Origin of the sequence: Massilia sp. IC2-476, from assembly GCF_020707295.1 — a bacterium.
Classification (GTDB): Bacteria; Pseudomonadota; Gammaproteobacteria; order Burkholderiales; family Burkholderiaceae_D; genus Telluria.
Genome location: NZ_JAJFER010000007.1, coordinates 226,349 through 242,317, shown reverse-complemented (window position 1 = coordinate 242,317; position 15,969 = coordinate 226,349). Strand labels below are relative to the sequence as shown.

General features: G+C 65.3%; 14 protein-coding genes. 8 read left to right on the top strand and 6 right to left on the bottom strand.

The window, feature by feature from the left end; translation table 11 throughout:
• Positions 1-28 precede the first annotated feature (28 nt).
• Both LK539_RS18845 and LK539_RS18840 read left to right on the top strand, forming a co-directional pair.
• Positions 29-1,456, top strand: a complete 1,428-nt coding sequence (locus tag LK539_RS18845; protein WP_227802596.1) for an FAD-dependent oxidoreductase — start codon at positions 29-31, stop codon at positions 1,454-1,456.
• 102 nt (positions 1,457-1,558) lie between these two features.
• Complete coding sequence (locus LK539_RS18840) at positions 1,559-3,946, top strand: TIM-barrel domain-containing protein (RefSeq protein ID WP_227802595.1); 2,388 nt, start codon at positions 1,559-1,561, stop codon at positions 3,944-3,946.
• 39 nt (positions 3,947-3,985) lie between these two features.
• On the opposite strand, the gene LK539_RS18835 is transcribed toward LK539_RS18840, so the two are convergent.
• Together LK539_RS18835 and xth are read right to left on the bottom strand one after the other, a co-directional pair.
• Complete coding sequence (locus tag LK539_RS18835; RefSeq protein WP_227802594.1) at positions 3,986-4,609, bottom strand: LysE family translocator; 624 nt, start codon at positions 4,607-4,609, stop codon at positions 3,986-3,988.
• A gap of 149 nt (positions 4,610-4,758) precedes the next feature.
• On the bottom strand, positions 4,759-5,562 hold the full coding sequence (gene xth, locus LK539_RS18830) for an exodeoxyribonuclease III (RefSeq protein WP_227802593.1): 804 nt from the start codon (positions 5,560-5,562) through the stop codon (positions 4,759-4,761).
• 184 nt (positions 5,563-5,746) lie between these two features.
• On the opposite strand from xth, the gene LK539_RS18825 reads away from it, so the two are divergent.
• The 4 genes from LK539_RS18825 to LK539_RS18810 are packed head-to-tail and all read left to right on the top strand — an operon-like array spanning position 5,747 to position 8,732.
• Positions 5,747-6,577 carry an ABC transporter substrate-binding protein gene (locus LK539_RS18825; protein WP_227802592.1) on the top strand — a complete coding sequence of 277 codons (831 nt, stop codon included), beginning with the start codon at positions 5,747-5,749 and terminating at the stop codon, positions 6,575-6,577.
• 3 nt (positions 6,578-6,580) lie between these two features.
• Positions 6,581-7,276: an amino acid ABC transporter permease gene (locus tag LK539_RS18820; RefSeq protein ID WP_227802591.1), complete on the top strand. Its 696-nt coding sequence runs from the start codon at positions 6,581-6,583 to the stop codon at positions 7,274-7,276.
• 7 nt (positions 7,277-7,283) lie between these two features.
• Positions 7,284-7,976 (top strand): amino acid ABC transporter permease, encoded by a 693-nt coding sequence (locus LK539_RS18815; RefSeq protein ID WP_227802590.1) that lies wholly within the window; start codon positions 7,284-7,286, stop codon positions 7,974-7,976.
• Between the two features lie 15 nt (positions 7,977-7,991).
• Positions 7,992-8,732 carry an amino acid ABC transporter ATP-binding protein gene (locus LK539_RS18810; RefSeq protein WP_227802589.1) on the top strand — a complete coding sequence of 247 codons (741 nt, stop codon included), beginning with the start codon at positions 7,992-7,994 and terminating at the stop codon, positions 8,730-8,732.
• A gap of 3 nt (positions 8,733-8,735) precedes the next feature.
• Here LK539_RS18810 and LK539_RS18805 read toward each other — a convergent pair whose 3' ends face one another.
• Positions 8,736-9,272: a DUF488 family protein gene (locus LK539_RS18805; RefSeq protein WP_227802588.1), complete on the bottom strand. Its 537-nt coding sequence runs from the start codon at positions 9,270-9,272 to the stop codon at positions 8,736-8,738.
• A 129-nt stretch (positions 9,273-9,401) separates the two neighbouring features.
• Here LK539_RS18805 and LK539_RS18800 point away from each other — a divergent pair, with 129 nt between their 5' ends.
• Complete coding sequence (locus LK539_RS18800; protein WP_227802587.1) at positions 9,402-10,589, top strand: NAD(P)/FAD-dependent oxidoreductase; 1,188 nt, start codon at positions 9,402-9,404, stop codon at positions 10,587-10,589.
• Here the strand turns inward: LK539_RS18800 and LK539_RS18795 are convergent.
• From LK539_RS18795 to map, 3 genes are read right to left on the bottom strand one after another with little or no spacing between them, the layout of a single operon-like run.
• Entirely contained in the window at positions 10,586-11,332 is a 747-nt protein-coding gene (locus LK539_RS18795) for a pseudouridine synthase (RefSeq protein ID WP_227802586.1), read from the bottom strand. The two genes, LK539_RS18800 and LK539_RS18795, sit on opposite strands and share 4 nt — an antisense overlap.
• A gap of 34 nt (positions 11,333-11,366) precedes the next feature.
• On the bottom strand, positions 11,367-13,949 hold the full coding sequence (locus LK539_RS18790) for a [protein-PII] uridylyltransferase (protein ID WP_227802585.1): 2,583 nt from the start codon (positions 13,947-13,949) through the stop codon (positions 11,367-11,369).
• A gap of 9 nt (positions 13,950-13,958) precedes the next feature.
• Positions 13,959-14,795, bottom strand: coding sequence for a type I methionyl aminopeptidase (map, locus tag LK539_RS18785; protein ID WP_227802584.1), 837 nt, complete (start codon positions 14,793-14,795; stop codon positions 13,959-13,961).
• 315 nt (positions 14,796-15,110) lie between these two features.
• Here map and rpsB point away from each other — a divergent pair, with 315 nt between their 5' ends.
• Positions 15,111-15,863 (top strand): 30S ribosomal protein S2, encoded by a 753-nt coding sequence (rpsB, locus tag LK539_RS18780; RefSeq protein WP_227802583.1) that lies wholly within the window; start codon positions 15,111-15,113, stop codon positions 15,861-15,863.
• The last annotated feature ends 106 nt before the right edge of the window (positions 15,864-15,969 follow it).

Genomic DNA, 15,969 nt, shown 5'->3' with positions numbered 1-15,969 from the left:
GCTGGTGCGGTGAGCGAAAGGTAGAGGGATGACGCAGGTCACGGTGGTGGGAGGAGGACTGGCAGGGCTGGCATGCGCGGTTGCGCTGGCGGACCATGGGATCGCGGTCACGGTGGTCGAGCGTTCCGACCGCCTCGGAGGACGGGCCAGCTGCTGGCGCGAGCCGGTAACCGGCGACGTGGTCGACATCGGTCCCCACATCTTCCACTCCGAATACCACAACATGCTGGCCTTCCTGAAGCGCCTCGGCACGGATGACCTGATCTGCTGGCAGCCGGGCAAGGTGCTCACGGTCGCCAGCAAGCCCAGGCCCACGGTCCTGCGCCACTATCCGCTGCCGGCGCCGCTCAGCCTCGCGCCCAGCATCCTGGGCGCCCCTGGCCTCGGCATGCATGACTACCTGTCGATGCTGCCCACGGGCTGGCGCGGCATGCGCTTCGGCGAAGAGCAGGTGCCGGAGCTGGACCGCATCTCCGGGCTCGACTTCTTCCGCTCGCTGGGCGTGACCGAAGACCTGATCGACTGGTGGTGGCGCTTCGCCTCGATGGTGGTCACCAACGTGCCGCTCGAGCGGGTATCCGCCGCCTCCCTGATGCGCATCCATGCCCAGCTGAGCGGCTACCGCGGGCTGCATTTCGGCTTCGCCAAGGTAGGCCTGGGTGAGCTGTACACGCAGCAGGCGGTTCGCGTCATCGAGCGCGCCGGCGGGCGCGTCATCAAGGGCAGGGGCGTGGCCTATTTGTCCGGCCGCGAACGCGTCGACGGCGTGGTGCTGGCTGACGGCACGCATATCCCGGCGCAGCAGGTGGTGAGCGCACTGCCGCCCCAGGACCTGTCCGCGACGCTTCCGCGCGACTGGCGGCAGCAGGCGCCTTTCGACGTGCTGCCGCGCTTCGAGCCAAGTCCCTATGTCTGCGTCTACCTCTGGTTCGACCGCGACATCAAGGCCGAGCGCTTCGCTTCGCACCTGTGGTCGCCCGGCCGCCTGAATTACGATTTCTATGACCTGTGCCAGATCCGCAAGGGCTGGCGCGGCCGCCCCACGGTCATCGCCAGCAACATCATCTACAGCCACCGCGCCCACCACCTGAGCGACGCCGAGATCGTGCGCCGCACCGTGGCGGAGCTGGCCGAGATCGCGCCGCGCGCCGCGCGTGCACGCCTGTTGCACGCCGATGTACACCGGGTGCCGATGGCGATTCCCTGCCCGACGGTCGGCTTCGAAGCCATGCGTCCGCGGGCCCGCTCGCCGATGCCGGGCCTGACCCTGGCGGGCGACTGGACCCGTACCCGCATGCCATGCACCATGGAAGGCGCGACGAAGTCCGGCTACATCGCCGCCGAAACCGTGCTGGCAGAACGCGGCGTTCGTGCCCGGCTGGCCATCGAAGCGCGAATGTACGACGACCTGGCCGGGCTGGCCCGAGCTGCGGTGCCGGGCCGCTCGATTCCATGATTTGGCAAACCCATCCTGTAATTTAGTTACATTGCCACTTTTTCGCGGCGTGATTTTCTGTCATGCTCTCGCTTGCCGTCCAAGACAATCAACCGAGACCCCATGACGAAAACCACGATCGCCCGGCTTCTCCTGTGCCTGCTCGCCAGTCCGCTCGCCTTTGCCCAGAACGCCGAACGGCGTCTCGAAGGTGTCACCCGCAACCAGAACACCCTGGAGCTGTCCACCAGCGACGGCCGTTACCTGATCAAGCCGTATTCGGCCAACGTGGTCGAGACCACCTTTATCCCTAACGGCCAGCAGTTTGACGCGTCCTCGCACGCCGTGGTGCTGGCGCCCGTGGACGTCGGCGCTACGCTCAAGACCGAGGGTAGCCGCATCGAGTTCGCCACGCCGGGCATTACCGTCGTCGTCGACAAGCAGCCCTTCCGCATCAGCTACCTGTACAAGGGCAAGCCGCTGGTCGTCGAAAAGGGCGGCTATGCGCGCGGCGACAAGCTGGAATCGATCGAATTCGCGTTGGAAGAGGGCGAGGCCTTGTACGGCGCCGGCGCGCGTGCGGTCGGCATGAACCGCCGCGGCAACCGCTTCCAGCTCTACAACAAGGCCGACTACGGCTATGGCAAGAGCTCGCAGCTGCTCAACTTCACGATTCCCGTCGCGCTATCCTCGAAAAAATACGCGATCCACTTCGACAATCCGCAGGTGGGTTTCCTCGATTTCGACAGCCGCAAGGACGGCACGCTGCGCTACGAAGTGATCGGCGGGCGCAAGACCTACCAGGTGGTGGCCGGCGACAGCTGGGCCGACGTGATGGCCAACTACACCAGCCTGACCGGCCGCCAGCCGCTGCCGCCGCGCTGGGCCTTCGGTAACTTCGCCAGCCGCTTCGGCTACAAGTCCGAGGCGGAGACGCGCGCCGTGGTCGAGATGTTCGCCAAGGAGAAGATCCCGCTCGACGCCGTCGTGCTCGACCTGTACTGGTTCGGCAAGGAAGTCAAGGGCACCATGGGCAACCTGGCCTGGGACCGCGACACCTTCCCCAGGGCCGAGCAGATGATGGCGGACTTCAGGCAGAAGGGCGTCAAGACCATCGTCATCACCGAGCCCTTCATCCTGACCACGTCGCAGCGCTGGCAGGAAGCGGTGCAGCAGAAGGTGCTCGCCCTTGATAAGGCGGGCAAACCCGCCACCTATGATTTCTACTTCGGGAACACCGGCATCGTCGACCTGTATACACAGCAGGGCCGCGACTGGTTCTGGAATATCTACAAGGGCCTGAAGCAGGGTGGGGTCGCCGGCTGGTGGGGCGACCTGGGCGAGCCGGAAGTGCATCCTTCGTGGGTCCAGCATGGTGGTGGCAAGACGGCGGACCAGGTCCATAACGTCTACGGCCACGACTGGGCCGGCCTGATCGCCAACGGCTACCGCAAGGACTACCCGAACGAGCGTCCCTTCATCCTGATGCGTGCCGGCTACTCGGGTTCGCAGCGCTTCGGCATGATCCCCTGGTCGGGCGACGTCAGCCGCGGTTGGGGCGGACTGCAGTCGCAGATGGAGATCTCGCTCCAGATGGGCATGCAGGGCCTGGCCTACATGCACTCGGACCTCGGCGGTTTTGCCGGACCGGTGCTGGACGACGAGCTGTACGTGCGCTGGCTGCAGTACGGCGTGTTCCAGCCGATCTTCCGCCCGCACGCGCAGGCGGAGGTGCCGCCTGAACCCGTGTTCCGTTCCGAGCGCACCAAGGTGCTGGCGCGCGAAGCGGTCTGGCTGCGCTACGCCATGCTACCGTATAACTACACACTGGCCTTCGACAACAGCCAGACCGGCATGCCGCTGATGCGTCCCGTGCTGTTCGGCGAAGAGGAAGCTACCTCGATTTCTTCGACCTATCATTGGGGACCCGACTTCCTGGTGTCGCCGGTCGTGCAGCCGGGAGCGATGCGCCAGGAAGTGCACTTCCCGGTCAAGGATAGCGTCTGGTTCGACTTCCACACGGGCGAAAAGCACCGGGGCGGCATCCTGGAAGTGGTGAAGCCGGTGGAGGCGAACATCCCAGTCTACGTGCGCGCCGGCGCTTTCGTCCCGATGGCGAAGGTAGTGCAGACCACGCGCGACTATTCGAGCCGCCAGATCGACCTGCACTACTACCATGACGCCAGCGTCGGGCGCGGTGAAGGAAAAATGTACGACGACGACGGCGAGACCGCGGACGCCTACGCCAAGGGCCTGTATGAGATCGTGCGCTTCGACAGCACTTACGCCGGCGGCAAGCTCGAAGTCAAGCTGCAGACCGAGACCGGCAAGGCGCAGGCGCCGCTGGAACGCGGCTTTGCACTGAAGGTGCACAACATCGAGAAGAAACCGCGCTCGGTGACGGTGGATGGACGTGCCGTTCCCTTCAGCTGGAACGGCAAGCATCACCTGCTGGAAGTGCCGCTGGCGGCGCGCAAGCAGCCCGCAGCAAAGGTCAGCATCAGCCTGTAAGTCCCGTCCTGTGCGCGCCATTGGCGCGCACAGGGCGCATCAGCGCGCCACGATCAGGCGCAGGCCCAGTCCCACGAAGATCGCGCCGGCGGTCCGATCCAGCCACATGCCGGCACGCGGCGTGCGGTTCAGCCACTGCCCGATCGCGCCCGAAAAGTAGCCCAGCAGTCCGAACAGCACCGCGGCCTGCACGGTAAAGATCAGGCCCAGCCAGGCAATCTGCCAGTTCGCATCCCCGCGCGAAGCCACCACGAACTGCGGCAGGAAGGACAGGAAGAACAGCACCACCTTCGGATTGATGGCATTGGCCAGCAGCCCCTTGAAGAACAGCTGGCGCGCCGATTCGTCCGGCACCACGCCCGCCGCCTGGGCGCCGCCGCGGCTGCGCAGCGCGCCGATGCCCATCCAGATCAGGTACAGGCCACCCGCGATCTTCAGCGCCGTGAACGCCGTCGGCGAGGCCGCGATCAGTGCGCTCACGCCGATCACCGCCAGCAGGGTGTGGTTCAGGCAGCCCAACGCGCAGCCCAGGCCGAAGGCAATCCCGCGCGCCCGCCCTTTGGCGATGCCGACGCCCAGCACCATCATGTTGTCGGGCCCAGGCGAGAGCGTGATCAGGATGGCGGCGGTGAGGAAACCGAAGAACTGTTCTGGCGTGAGCATGGTGGGTCTGGGTGTTGGCAAACCCGCATCTTAGCCTAAGAGCGCCTAACAATTCCCCCATGGCTGCGTTGCATCGTCTCGCCGTACTAGCGTACTGTCTTCGACGTTGCGCCTTGCCCTGGGGTTTTGTTAGGCGCTCTAGCGCCAAGTCAGCCCTTGCCCTTCGGCTGCACGACGGCATCCATGTCCAGCTCGACCCAGGTCGGTGCGTGGTCGCTCGGCTTTTCCTTCGCGCGCTGGAACTTGTCGACGCCGGCGCCGCGCAGGGCGGGCGCCAGGGCAGGGCTGAGCAGCAGGTGGTCGATGCGGATGCCGGCGTCGCGCCCGAAGGCGTTGCGGAAGTAATCCCAGAAGGTATAGATGACCTGGTCGGGGTACATGGCGCGCAGCGAATCCGTCCAGCCCTGCGCCATGAGGCGCTCGAAAGCTGCGCGCGACTCCGGCCGGAACAGGGCGTCGTCGACCCAGCGTTCCGGCTTGTAGACGTCGAGATCGGTCGGGATCACGTTGAAGTCGCCGCACATCACGACCGGCACTTTCGCATCGAGCAGCTCGGCGCCGCGTGTGATCAAGCGTTCCATCCAGGCCAGCTTGTAGTCGAACTTCGGTCCCGGCGCCGGGTTGCCGTTCGGGAGGTACAGGCCGCAGATCAGGAGGCCCTGGTAGACCGCCTCGATGTATCGGCTCTGCTCGTCCGTGGGGTCGCCCGGCAGGCCGCGCTGCAGTTCCTGCGCCGGACCGTCGCGGGTGAGGATGGCGACGCCGTTCCAGCTTTTCTGGCCGTGCCAGATGGCGTGGTAGCCGATGTCCCGGATGGCGCTTTCCGGGAATTTTTCCTGCGGCGCCTTGAGCTCCTGCAGGCAGACCACGTCGGGTTTGCGTTCTTCCAGGTAGTCGAGCAGGGCGCCCAGGCGGGCCCCGATTCCATTGACGTTATAGGTGACGACCAGCATCGTGCCTCCGCGGTATCCGTTATCTGATTGCTACTTTAGCATGCGGGCGCAGGGCCACGCGGCCCTGAAGATTTCTCGGCGCTTATAGTCCGTAACACATTTTCTTATGGCTAATTGATCGTTCGGCCATGCAAGACCATGTCGTATACTGTTGCGATCGAATTTTTGCTGTCTGGAGAAGAACATGTTCACCCGCCGTCACATCCTCATTGGCGCTGTCGCCCTGTCCACCAACCTCGTCGCGGCCGCCGCGCACGCCGACCAGCTCGCGGACATCAGGAAGAAAGGCGAGATCGTGTTCGGCGTGCTGGGCACCGATGAGCCGAACAGCTTCATCGATCCCAAGACCCGCCAGCTGGTGGGTTACGAGATCGACATCGCGACCGCGGTCGCGAAGAAGATCGGCGTCACGCCGAAGTTCAAGCAGATGTCGGTATCGAGCCGTATCCCCGAGCTGCAGCAGGGCCATGTGGACGTGCTGGCCGCCACGCTCACCCACAACAAGGAACGCGAATCGCAGGTCGACTTCGCGCTGACCCATTTCGTGACCGGCTCGAAAGTCATGGTGCGCGCGGGCAGCGGCGTCACCGCACTGCCGCAACTGGCCGGCAAGAAGGTCGTCACCGTGCGCGGCGGCACCCAGGAAACCAATATCCGCGCGGCCGTGCCGACTGCGGAAGTGGTCACCTTCGAGAACACCCAGCAGGCCTTCCAGGCCCTGCGCCAGGGCAAGGGCATCGCCTACGTCAACGACGAATCCTCGCTGCTGGCCGACTACGGCAAGCTCGGTCCGGCCGCCAAGGGCTTCACCATCCTGCCGACCAGCATCGGCATCGAGTCGATCGCCCTCGGCCTGCGCAAGGGCGAAAAGAACCTGAAGGCCGTGGTCGACGAGACCCTGCGCGGCCTGGAAGCCAGCGGCGAAGCCGAGAAGCTGTTCAACAAGTGGTATGGCCCGGGCACCCGCGCCAACATCGCCAAGCGCACTTTCAAGATCAGCACCGACAAGATTTAAGTTTTGCAGTTTTTCGACCCCAGCATCCCGCAATCCGGCCAGTACCATGACTGGCTGGTGCAGGGTCTCATCCTGTCGCTGCAACTGACGGCAGCGAGCTTCGTCGTTGCCTTGCCCTTCGGCGCGCTGCTGGCGGTGATGCGCACGGCCAGCTTCGCGCCTGCGCGTGCGATTGCTTCTACGATTATCGAAGCGATCCGCAACGTGCCGCTGCTGGCGCACCTGCTGTTTTGGTACTTTGCCTTCCCCGAATTGCTGCCCGAGGGCGCGCGCGAGTTCCTGTACGCGCACAACCCGGAAGCCGTATGCGCCGTCATCGCACTGGCGCTGTACAGCGGTGTGCACATGGCCGAGGACATCCGCAGCGGTATCCGCGCGGTGCCCCCGAGCCAGCTGGAAGCGGCGCGTTCGCTGGGCCTGGGAAGATTTGCTGCTGTGCGCCTGGTACTGCTGCCGCAAGCCTTCCGGGCCTCGATTCCGCCGCTGCTGTCGCAGACCGTCAACCTGTGGAAGGACACCAGCGTGGCCACCGTCATCGGCGCCGCCGAACTGATGTACCAGGCCGCACGCGTGGAAACGAGCAGCTTCCGCAGCGCCGAAGCGTTCACCTTCGCGACCCTGGCGTACTTGAGCGTATCGCTGCTGATTTCGTTTGCCGCCTGGCTGTTCCAGCGGCGTTATCCGGTCCGTCCGGCATGAGGTCAATATGCTCGAACTGATCGATACCTATTGGCTCTATTTCCTCGTCGGCCAGTACCCGGACGGTCCGCTCGGCGGCCTGGCGCTTACCGTGCTGCTGTCGTTTGGGGCGCTGCTGCTGGCAATGCCTTTCGGCCTGCTGCTGGGCGTGGCGCGCGTGAGCAGCCGCCGCGCCGTCGCCTGGCCCGTCGCCGCGCTGGTGCAGCTGGTGCGCGCGGTGCCGCTGCTGCTGGTGGTGTTCTGGGTGTACTTCTTCCTGCCGGCCGTCACCGGCGTCAAGACCGGGCAGGCCACGACCATGCTGATGGTGCTGGTGCTGTTCGACGGCGTGTACCTGGCCGAGATCGTGGCCGCCGGTATCCGTGCGCTGCCGAAGGGGCAGCTGGAAAGCGCCCGCTCGCTCGGCCTGTCCTATGCTCAGGCGCTGCGCCTGGTGGTGCTGCCGCAGACCCTGAGGAACGGCCTGCCCTCGATCGTCAGCCAGCTGGTCTCGACCATCAAGGCGACCTCGCTCGGCTACATCATCGGCTTGTCCGAGGTCTCGTTCATCGCGACCCAGGTCAACACGCTGGTGTTCACCCAGGCGGTCGAGGTGTACCTGATCCTGGCGCTGACCTATTTCATCCTCTGTTTCGGCCTGTCCCGCCTGGCCTTCCTGCTCGAACGCCGCATGCAGCGCGGCGCAAGGCAGGCTTCGTAATCAAGAAAGCGAACGATGATCGTTCTCGACAAAGTCAACAAGTGGTACGGCGAAGGATCGACCAAATACCACGCCCTGGTCGACATCAGCGAGCGGGTGGAAAAGAACGAAGTGGTGGTCGTGTGCGGCCCCTCCGGTTCCGGCAAGTCCACGCTGATCCGCACTCTCAACCGGCTCGAAGAAATCGACAGCGGCAGTATCAACATTGATGGCCGCGATATCCACGCCAGGGGCCTGGACGTCAACGAGCTGCGCGCCGGGATCGGCTTCGTGTTCCAGCACTTCAACCTGTTCCCGCACCTGACGGTGCTGGAGAACTGCACGCTGGCGCCCGTCAACCTGAAGCGCGCCACCGCAAAAGAAGCGCGCGAGTACGCGATGCTGCTGCTGGAGCAGGTGGGCCTGGCGCACAAGCGCGACGCCTATCCGAACGCGCTGTCGGGCGGCCAGCAGCAGCGCGTGGCGATCGCACGCAGCCTGGCCATGCGTCCGCCGATCATGCTGTTCGACGAGCCGACCAGTGCCCTCGATCCGGAAATGGTGGGCGAAGTTCTGCAGGTAATGCGTTCGCTCGCACAGCAGGGCATGACCATGGTCTGCGTCACCCACGAGATGGGCTTTGCGCGCGAAGTGGCCGACCGCATCCTGTTCATGGCCGAAGGGCGCATCCTGGAACGCGCCACGCCCGAGGCCTTCTTCACCAACCCGCAGCACCCGCGCGCCCAACAGTTCCTGGCCGACCGCCGCCGGGACTGAGCGTCAAGTGTGCGCCTCTGCCGCCTCCGGCGGATAGAGGATCTGCGTGCCGCTCACCTGCGCGAACGGCGTCAAGGTATGGGGCTTGGTTTTGCCCCTGTTGATGATATGCTCGACCGGCACGCCCCGCACCGCCAGCGCATCGGCCACCATTGAGCGGTGGCAGCGCCAGGGCACTGCCTCGGCGCACATCAGGGCGCAGCGCATCGACTGCGCCATGGCGGCGACGATATCGACGTGCTCCCGGAATGCATCCGTCTGCATGTGGTCCGCATAGCCGCGGAACGAGGCATTGCGCCAGGCGCCGTTGGGCGTATCCTTGCGCGCCTTGCGCAGTCCCCCGAGTTCGCGGATGTACTCGTAGCCGATGCCCGCCTGTTCGAGCGATCCAGGCAGCTGGTCCTGCCCAAACTGGGGGTTATGACGCGACTTCGGCACCGTGCGGATGTCGAGCACGCGTTTGATGCCGTGCTCGCGCAGCAGGTCGATGAATTCTTCGATCGGCCGGTTGGAGTGGCCGATCGTGTAGACCAGTTCCATATTTGATTTCCCTGAGACTGTCGTAGCGCCATTCTGGCCGTATTCGCTGGTCCCCGGCGGACTGTTGCTCATCTATAATCTTCATTGCCTGGCCAGCGGTCCACTCTGCGCCGGTATAGGGAGATCAAGATGCTGCAATCCAAGCGGAAGGGCTGTCGAGTCGGTATCGTAGGCGCGGGAACGGCGGGACTGGCCACCGCCATCGGCCTGGCGCGCCATGGCCATGAAGTCCACGTCTTCGAAAAACACCCATCGCTGGCCACGCTCGGCGCCGGAGTGCTGATCCAGCCGCAGGGCGTAGCGGCAATCGGGGACCTGGGCGTCGGCCCGGCCTTCGAGGCGGCCAGCGTGCCGATCGAACGCCTGGTCGGCCTGAACCACCGCGGCTGGAAGCTGGTCGACATCGCCTACGGGGACTTGCAGGCGCGCGCCGTGAGCCGCTCCGCGCTGGGCGGCGTGCTGCACCAGGAATGCCTGCGCCTCGGTGTGGCGCTGCAATTCGGCGCCGACGTCGCCAGCGTGCGTGCGCAGGACGGACGTGGCCTCATTGCAGCCGGCGACACCGTACACGATTTCGACTTCGTCGTCATTGCCAACGGCGCCACCTCGCGCCTGCCGGCCGACTCCGGCCTCGCGGTGCCTTCCACCCCCTACGCCTGGGGCGCCCTGTGGTCGTTGATCGACCTGCCGGCATGGCATGCGCCCACCGACCTCCTGCAGCGCTACGGCGGCACGCGCCGCATGTTTGGCATCATGCCGACCGAGCGTGTCCAGGATGGGCTGCGGGTCTCCTTTTTCTGGAGCCTGCACCGCGGCCAGCACGCGGTCTGGCTGGCGACGCTGATCGAAGACTGGAAAGCCGAGCTGCTGGCGCTGTGGCCCGAGTCAAGCGCCGTGGTGGAACGCATCCACTCGCACGACCAGTTCGCGTTTGCGAGCTATTGCCACGCGCGCCCGGCGCGGCTGGCGGAAGGCCCGATCGCGATCGTTGGCGACGCCGCCCACGCCATGAGCCCGCAGCTCGGCATGGGTTCCACCCTGGCGGTGCAGGATGCGCTGGCGCTGGCAGGCAGCGTCCAGCAGTACGGCCCTTCGGAAGGGCTGGCGCGCTATTCAGCCGGTCGCCTGCGCACCGTGCGCGCCTACCAGGCCCTGAGCCGCGCGCTGACGCCATGCTTCCAGGCTGGTGGTAATGGGTGGTGGCGTGACCTGATCTTTGCCGGCGGCCTGTATGTGCCCGGCACGCGCTACCTGATGCACCGCTCGCTCGCGGCGCCACGGCGCTGCGTTCGGGAGGCCTGGGCGGAGGCTTCCTAGAACTGCTCGTCCGGCCGCAGGTAACGCCACTGCCCCGGCGGCAGGTCGCCCAGCTTCACCTTCCCGATGCGCACACGCTTGAGGCCAAGCACCTTCAGTCCCACCATCTCGCACATGCGGCGGATCTGGCGCTTGCGACCCTCCCGCAAGGTGAAGCTGAGCTGGTCCTCGTTCTGCCAGCGCACCTTGGCCGGCAGCAGGGGCTTCCCGTCCATCCACAGGCCGTGGTTGAGTTTCCTGAGGTCCGCTTCCGGCAGCGTGCCCGGCCTGGTGTACTGCACCCGCACCAGGTATTCCTTTTCGATCTCCGTGTTCTCGCCGATGAGCTGCTTGGCGATGCGGCCGTCCTGGGTCAGCACCAGCAGGCCCACCGAGTCGATGTCGAGGCGGCCGGCCGGGACCAGGCTGCGCAGCTGGGTCGGGTGGAACTGCTCGGGCGACGGGTCATCGGCCCAGCGGTTCTCCGGCTTGATCAGGGTGACGGCCGGCTTGTAGCCGTCTTCGGCCTGGCCGCTGACGTAGCCGACCGGCTTGTTGATCAGGACCGTGACGCGCTTGGACTGCTCGGCGGCGGCCTGGCGTTCGACGGTGATCTTCTGGTGCGGCAGCACCTTGCTGCCCAGTTCCGACACCACCTTGCCGTCCACCCGCACCCAGCCTTTGGCGATCCAGTCATCGGCTTCGCGGCGCGAGGACAGGCCGAGTTCGGACATACGTTTGGAGAGGCGGACAGGTTCGGTCATCGGGAAAACAGGAAAAAGGGTTGAAACTGAGGGTTTAAATCTTGAGCGCATCCAGCAGGTCGGTCTCGAGCTGGACCTGGGTGCGCGGGTTGTTCAGGGCGGCGCCGTCGATCAGGAATACGTCCTCGACGCGCTCGCCCAGGGTCATGATCTTGGCGGTGTGCAGGTTGATGCGGTAGCGCGTCAGCACGCTGGCGATCGCGTACAGCAGGCCGGGGCGGTCGTTGGCGGCGACCGACAGCACGTGGAACTGGCCGCGCTCGTCCGGTCGAAGGTCCACGGTGGGGGTGACCGGGAAGGTGCGCGACAGGCGCGACAGGCGGCCGCGCGTAGGCGGCGCCAGGGCTTCCTGCGAGGCCAGCTGCACGCACAGTTCGTGCTCGATCAGGCTGATGATGTCGCGGTAGCTCCCCGCGAAATTCTCTTCCGTGACGAGGAAGGAGTCCAGTGCGTAGCCGTGGCGCGTGGTGTGGATCTTGGCGTCGAGGATGCTGAAGTTCTTGCGCTCGAAGTAGCCGCAGATGCGCGCGAACAGGTCGGGCTGGTCCTTGATGTAGACGGCCACCTGCAGGCCTTCGCCGATCGGCGCCAGGCGCGCCTTCACCACCGGCTTGCCGCTGTCGACCTTGTCGTGCAGGGCGCGCGTCTGCCAGGCGATGTCGGAGGCGTCGTGGCGCAGGAAATAGGCGACGTCGAGCTGCTTCCACAGCGCTTCGTGGGCCTCGGCCCCCAGGCCGTACAGGCGCAGCGTGGCGAGGGCTTCCTTCTGGCGCGCGCGCAGCTCGCGGTCGGCGCTATGCGGCTCGCCGCCCAGGACACGCAGGGTGACCTTGTACAAGTCTTCCAGCAGCTTGGCCTTCCAGGCATTCCAGACCTTGGGGCTGGTGCCGCGGATGTCGGCCACGGTGAGCAGGTAGAGCGCCGTCAGGTGGCGTTCGTCCTTGACCAGGGCGGCAAAGCTGGCAATCACGTCCGGATCGGACATGTCCTGTTTCTGGGCGACGGTCGACATGGCCAGGTGATGCTGGACCAGGAACACCACCAGTTCGGTATCGGGCGCGGAGATGCCGTGGCCGCGGCAGAACTCGCGCGCATCGATCATGCCGAGTTCCGAATGGTCGCCGCCGCGGCCCTTGGCGATGTCGTGGAACAGGGCGGCCACGTACAGCAGCCAGCGGTCGCGGAAGTTGGCGATCAGCTGGCTGCAGAACGGGTATTCGTGGGCATGCTCCGGCATCGTGAAGCGGCGCAGGTTACGCACCACCATCATGATGTGCTGGTCCACGGTGTAGACGTGGAACAGGTCGTGCTGCATCTGGCCGGTGATGCTGCGGAAGGCGGGCAGGTAGCGGCCCAGCACGCCCATGTCGTTCATGCGCCGCAGCGCGTGCACCAGGCCGCTCGGCGCCTTCAGGATGCGCAGGAACAGGGCGCGGTTGGCCGCATTGGCGCGGAACCCCGCGTCGATCACGTTCCGCGCATGCCACAGGGAGCGCATGGTGCGCGCCGTCATGCCCTTGATGTCCGGGCGCTCGGTCATGGCGACGAAGATCCCGAGCACGGTCGAGGGGAAGCGCTCGAAGGTGTCGTCCTCGGCGACGTCGATGAAGCCGTTGACTTCGTTGAAGTGCTCGCTGAAGTCGCCGCCGATCGGGACCGCCGTGCTCGGGCGCGGGAACAGCTGGGCCTCGATGTTCTGCAGCATGATGGTGTTCATCTGCGTCACCACCTTGGCGGCCCAGTAGTAGCGCTGCATCAGGAACTCGCTGGCGCGGCGGCCATCCGCGTTCTCGAGGCCGAATGTCTTGGCGATCGCGGTCTGGACGTCGAACACCAGGCGGTCTTCGCGCCGTTTGGTCTGCAGGTGCAGGCGCACGCGAATGTCCTTGAAGGCGTATTCCTTCTCCATCAGCTGGCGCGCCTCGGCGCGCGTGATCAGTTTGGCGCGCGCCATCTGGCTCCAGGATTCGGCCAGGCCCGCAGCCTTCGCCACCCACATGATCACCTGCAGGTCGCGCAGCGCGCCCGGGCTTTCCTTGACGTTGGGTTCGAGTGCGAAGGCGGTGTATTCGTATTTGGCGTGGCGCAGGCGCATCTCGGCGGTCTTGGCCTGGAAGAAGGCCTGCGGATCCAGGGCTTCGCGGTAGCGCCGGCGCAGCTCGTCGAACAGCTGGGCGTCGCCGGTGACCAGCCGCGCTTCGAGCAGGCTGGTCTGCACCGTGATGTCGGCGCTGGATTCGACCAGGCACTCGTCGACAGTGCGGATGCTGTGGCCGATCTCCAGCCCCAGGTCCCAGAACAGCTGGACCAGGGCCTCCAGTTTCGCCTGGGTGATGGCATCGGCCGGCTGGCCGAGCAGGATCAGGAGGTCGACATCGGAATACGGAAAGAGTTCGCCGCGCCCGTAGCCGCCCACCCCGACCAGCGTGGTGTTGGCGGGCAGGCCGGCAGCGGCCCAGGCGTCGCCCAGGATGCCGTCGACGCAGGTGCGCAGGCCGCGCAGCAGTTTTTCAGGTTTGCCGTCCTGGTGGAAGGCATCGATCAGGGCCTGGCGTTCGGCCTTCAGCCGTTGGCGCAGCGTGCTGCGCGAGCCGTCGAGGAGCGCCGCCTGGCCCATGGTGCCTCCTCAGGCCTCTGCCGGGGCGTACTGGGGCAGCAGCGGCACCACGATGGCGGGCGGCGGCGGGCTGCCGGCCGACATGGTCAGCACCTCGACGCCGGTTTCGGTGACCAGCACGGTGTGCTCCCACTGAGCCGACAGGCTGCGATCCTTGGTCTTGATGGTCCAGCCGTCCGGCATTTCGCGGATCTCGCGGCGGCCGGAGTTGATCATCGGTTCGATGGTGAAGATCATGCCGGGCACCAGCTCTTCGCCGGTGCCGGGGCGGCCGTAGTGCAGCACCTGCGGCTCTTCGTGGAACACGCGGCCGACGCCGTGGCCGCAGAACTCGCGCACCACGCTGTAGCCGTGCTTCTCGGCGTGCTGCTGGATCGCGTGGCCGATGTCGCCCAGGCGGTTGCCCGGCTTCACCTTGGCGATGCCCAGCCACATGCACTCGAAGGTCACTTCGGACAGGCGCTTGGCCAGGATGGTGGGTTCGCCGACCAGGAACATGCGGCTGTTATCGCCATGGAAACCTTCCTTGGTGATCGGGGTGATGTCGATGTTCAGCGCGTCGCCGCTCTTGAGCACGCGGTCGCCCGGGATGCCGTGGCAGATGACGTCGTTGACCGAGGCGCAGATCGAGCCGGGGAAGGGCGGGTAGCCCGGCGGCGCGTAGTTCAGCGTGGCAGGCGCCGTGCCCTGCACGTTGATCATGTAGTCCTTTGCCAGGCGGTCGAGTTCCCCGGTGGTGACGCCCGGCTTCACGAAGGGCGTGATGTAGTCGAGCACTTCGGAACCGAGGCGGCAGGCGACGCGCATGCCTTCGATTTCGTCGGGTGTCTTGGGAGTGGAAGCCATAGATTCTTATCCTGCAAATGAGTTTAGCCCGGTCAGCGGGCGATATTGCGCCATTATAAAGGTTTCGTAGGGTGGGCGGGGTCAATGAGGCCAGTGGCCTCTTTGACGAACGCCCACGCCGCAATGTTGACTGCGGCGCATGCCCGTTCGTAACCCTTGAAAACCACGTGAAATCCCGCTAGAATCTCGGGTTGCTCGTATTCGCATCGAGCAACGTTGTAAAAAACGTCTTTTTTAATGAAATCGCGAACGTGGCCGCAAAAGGGTGCCTATTAGGTGACTGGCTACGTTCAAGACCCAACCCTGGAGAATTACATGTCCGTTACTATGCGTGAAATGCTGGAAGCCGGTATCCACTTCGGCCACCAGACCCGTTTCTGGAACCCGAAGATGGCACCGTTCATCTTTGGTCATCGCAACAAGATCCACATCATCAACCTGGAAAAGACCATGGCAATGTACCAGGATGCGATGAAGACCATCAAGCAGATCTCGGCTAACCGCGGCACCATCCTGATGGTCGGCACCAAGCGCCAGGCCCGCGACATCATCGCCGCCGAAGCGCAGCGCGCAGGCGTGCCGTACGTCGACCAGCGCTGGCTGGGCGGTATGCTGACCAACTTCAAGACCATCAAGACCTCGATCAAGCGCCTGAAGGACATGGAAGCCCAGATCGAAGACGGTTCGGTCGAGAAGCTGTCGAAGAAGGAAGCCCTGATGTTCCAGCGCGAGCTGGTCAAGCTGCAGAAGTCGATCGGCGGCATCAAGGACCTGGGCGGCGTGCCTGACGCGATCTTCGTCGTCGACGTCGGCTACCACAAGGGCGCCATCACCGAAGCCGGCAAGCTGGGCATCCCGGTCATCGGCGTGGTCGATACCAACCACTCGCCGGAAGGCGTCACCCACGTGATCCCGGGTAACGACGACTCGTCGAAGGCGATCACCCTGTACGCACGCGGCGTCGCCGATGCGATCCTGGAAGGCCGCGCCAATGCCACCAACGAAGTCGTTGAGATGGTCAAGGCTGCCGGCGCTGACGACTTCGTCGAAGTTTCCGAGCAGGCATAATGTAGGGCAGGGAGATCCTGCCTGAACATCAAAGGGGGCGCCGAGCCGTGGCACGAGCCCCCCTTTTTTTAAGCACGACGCTTAGCAATAAATTATCACGTGGGTG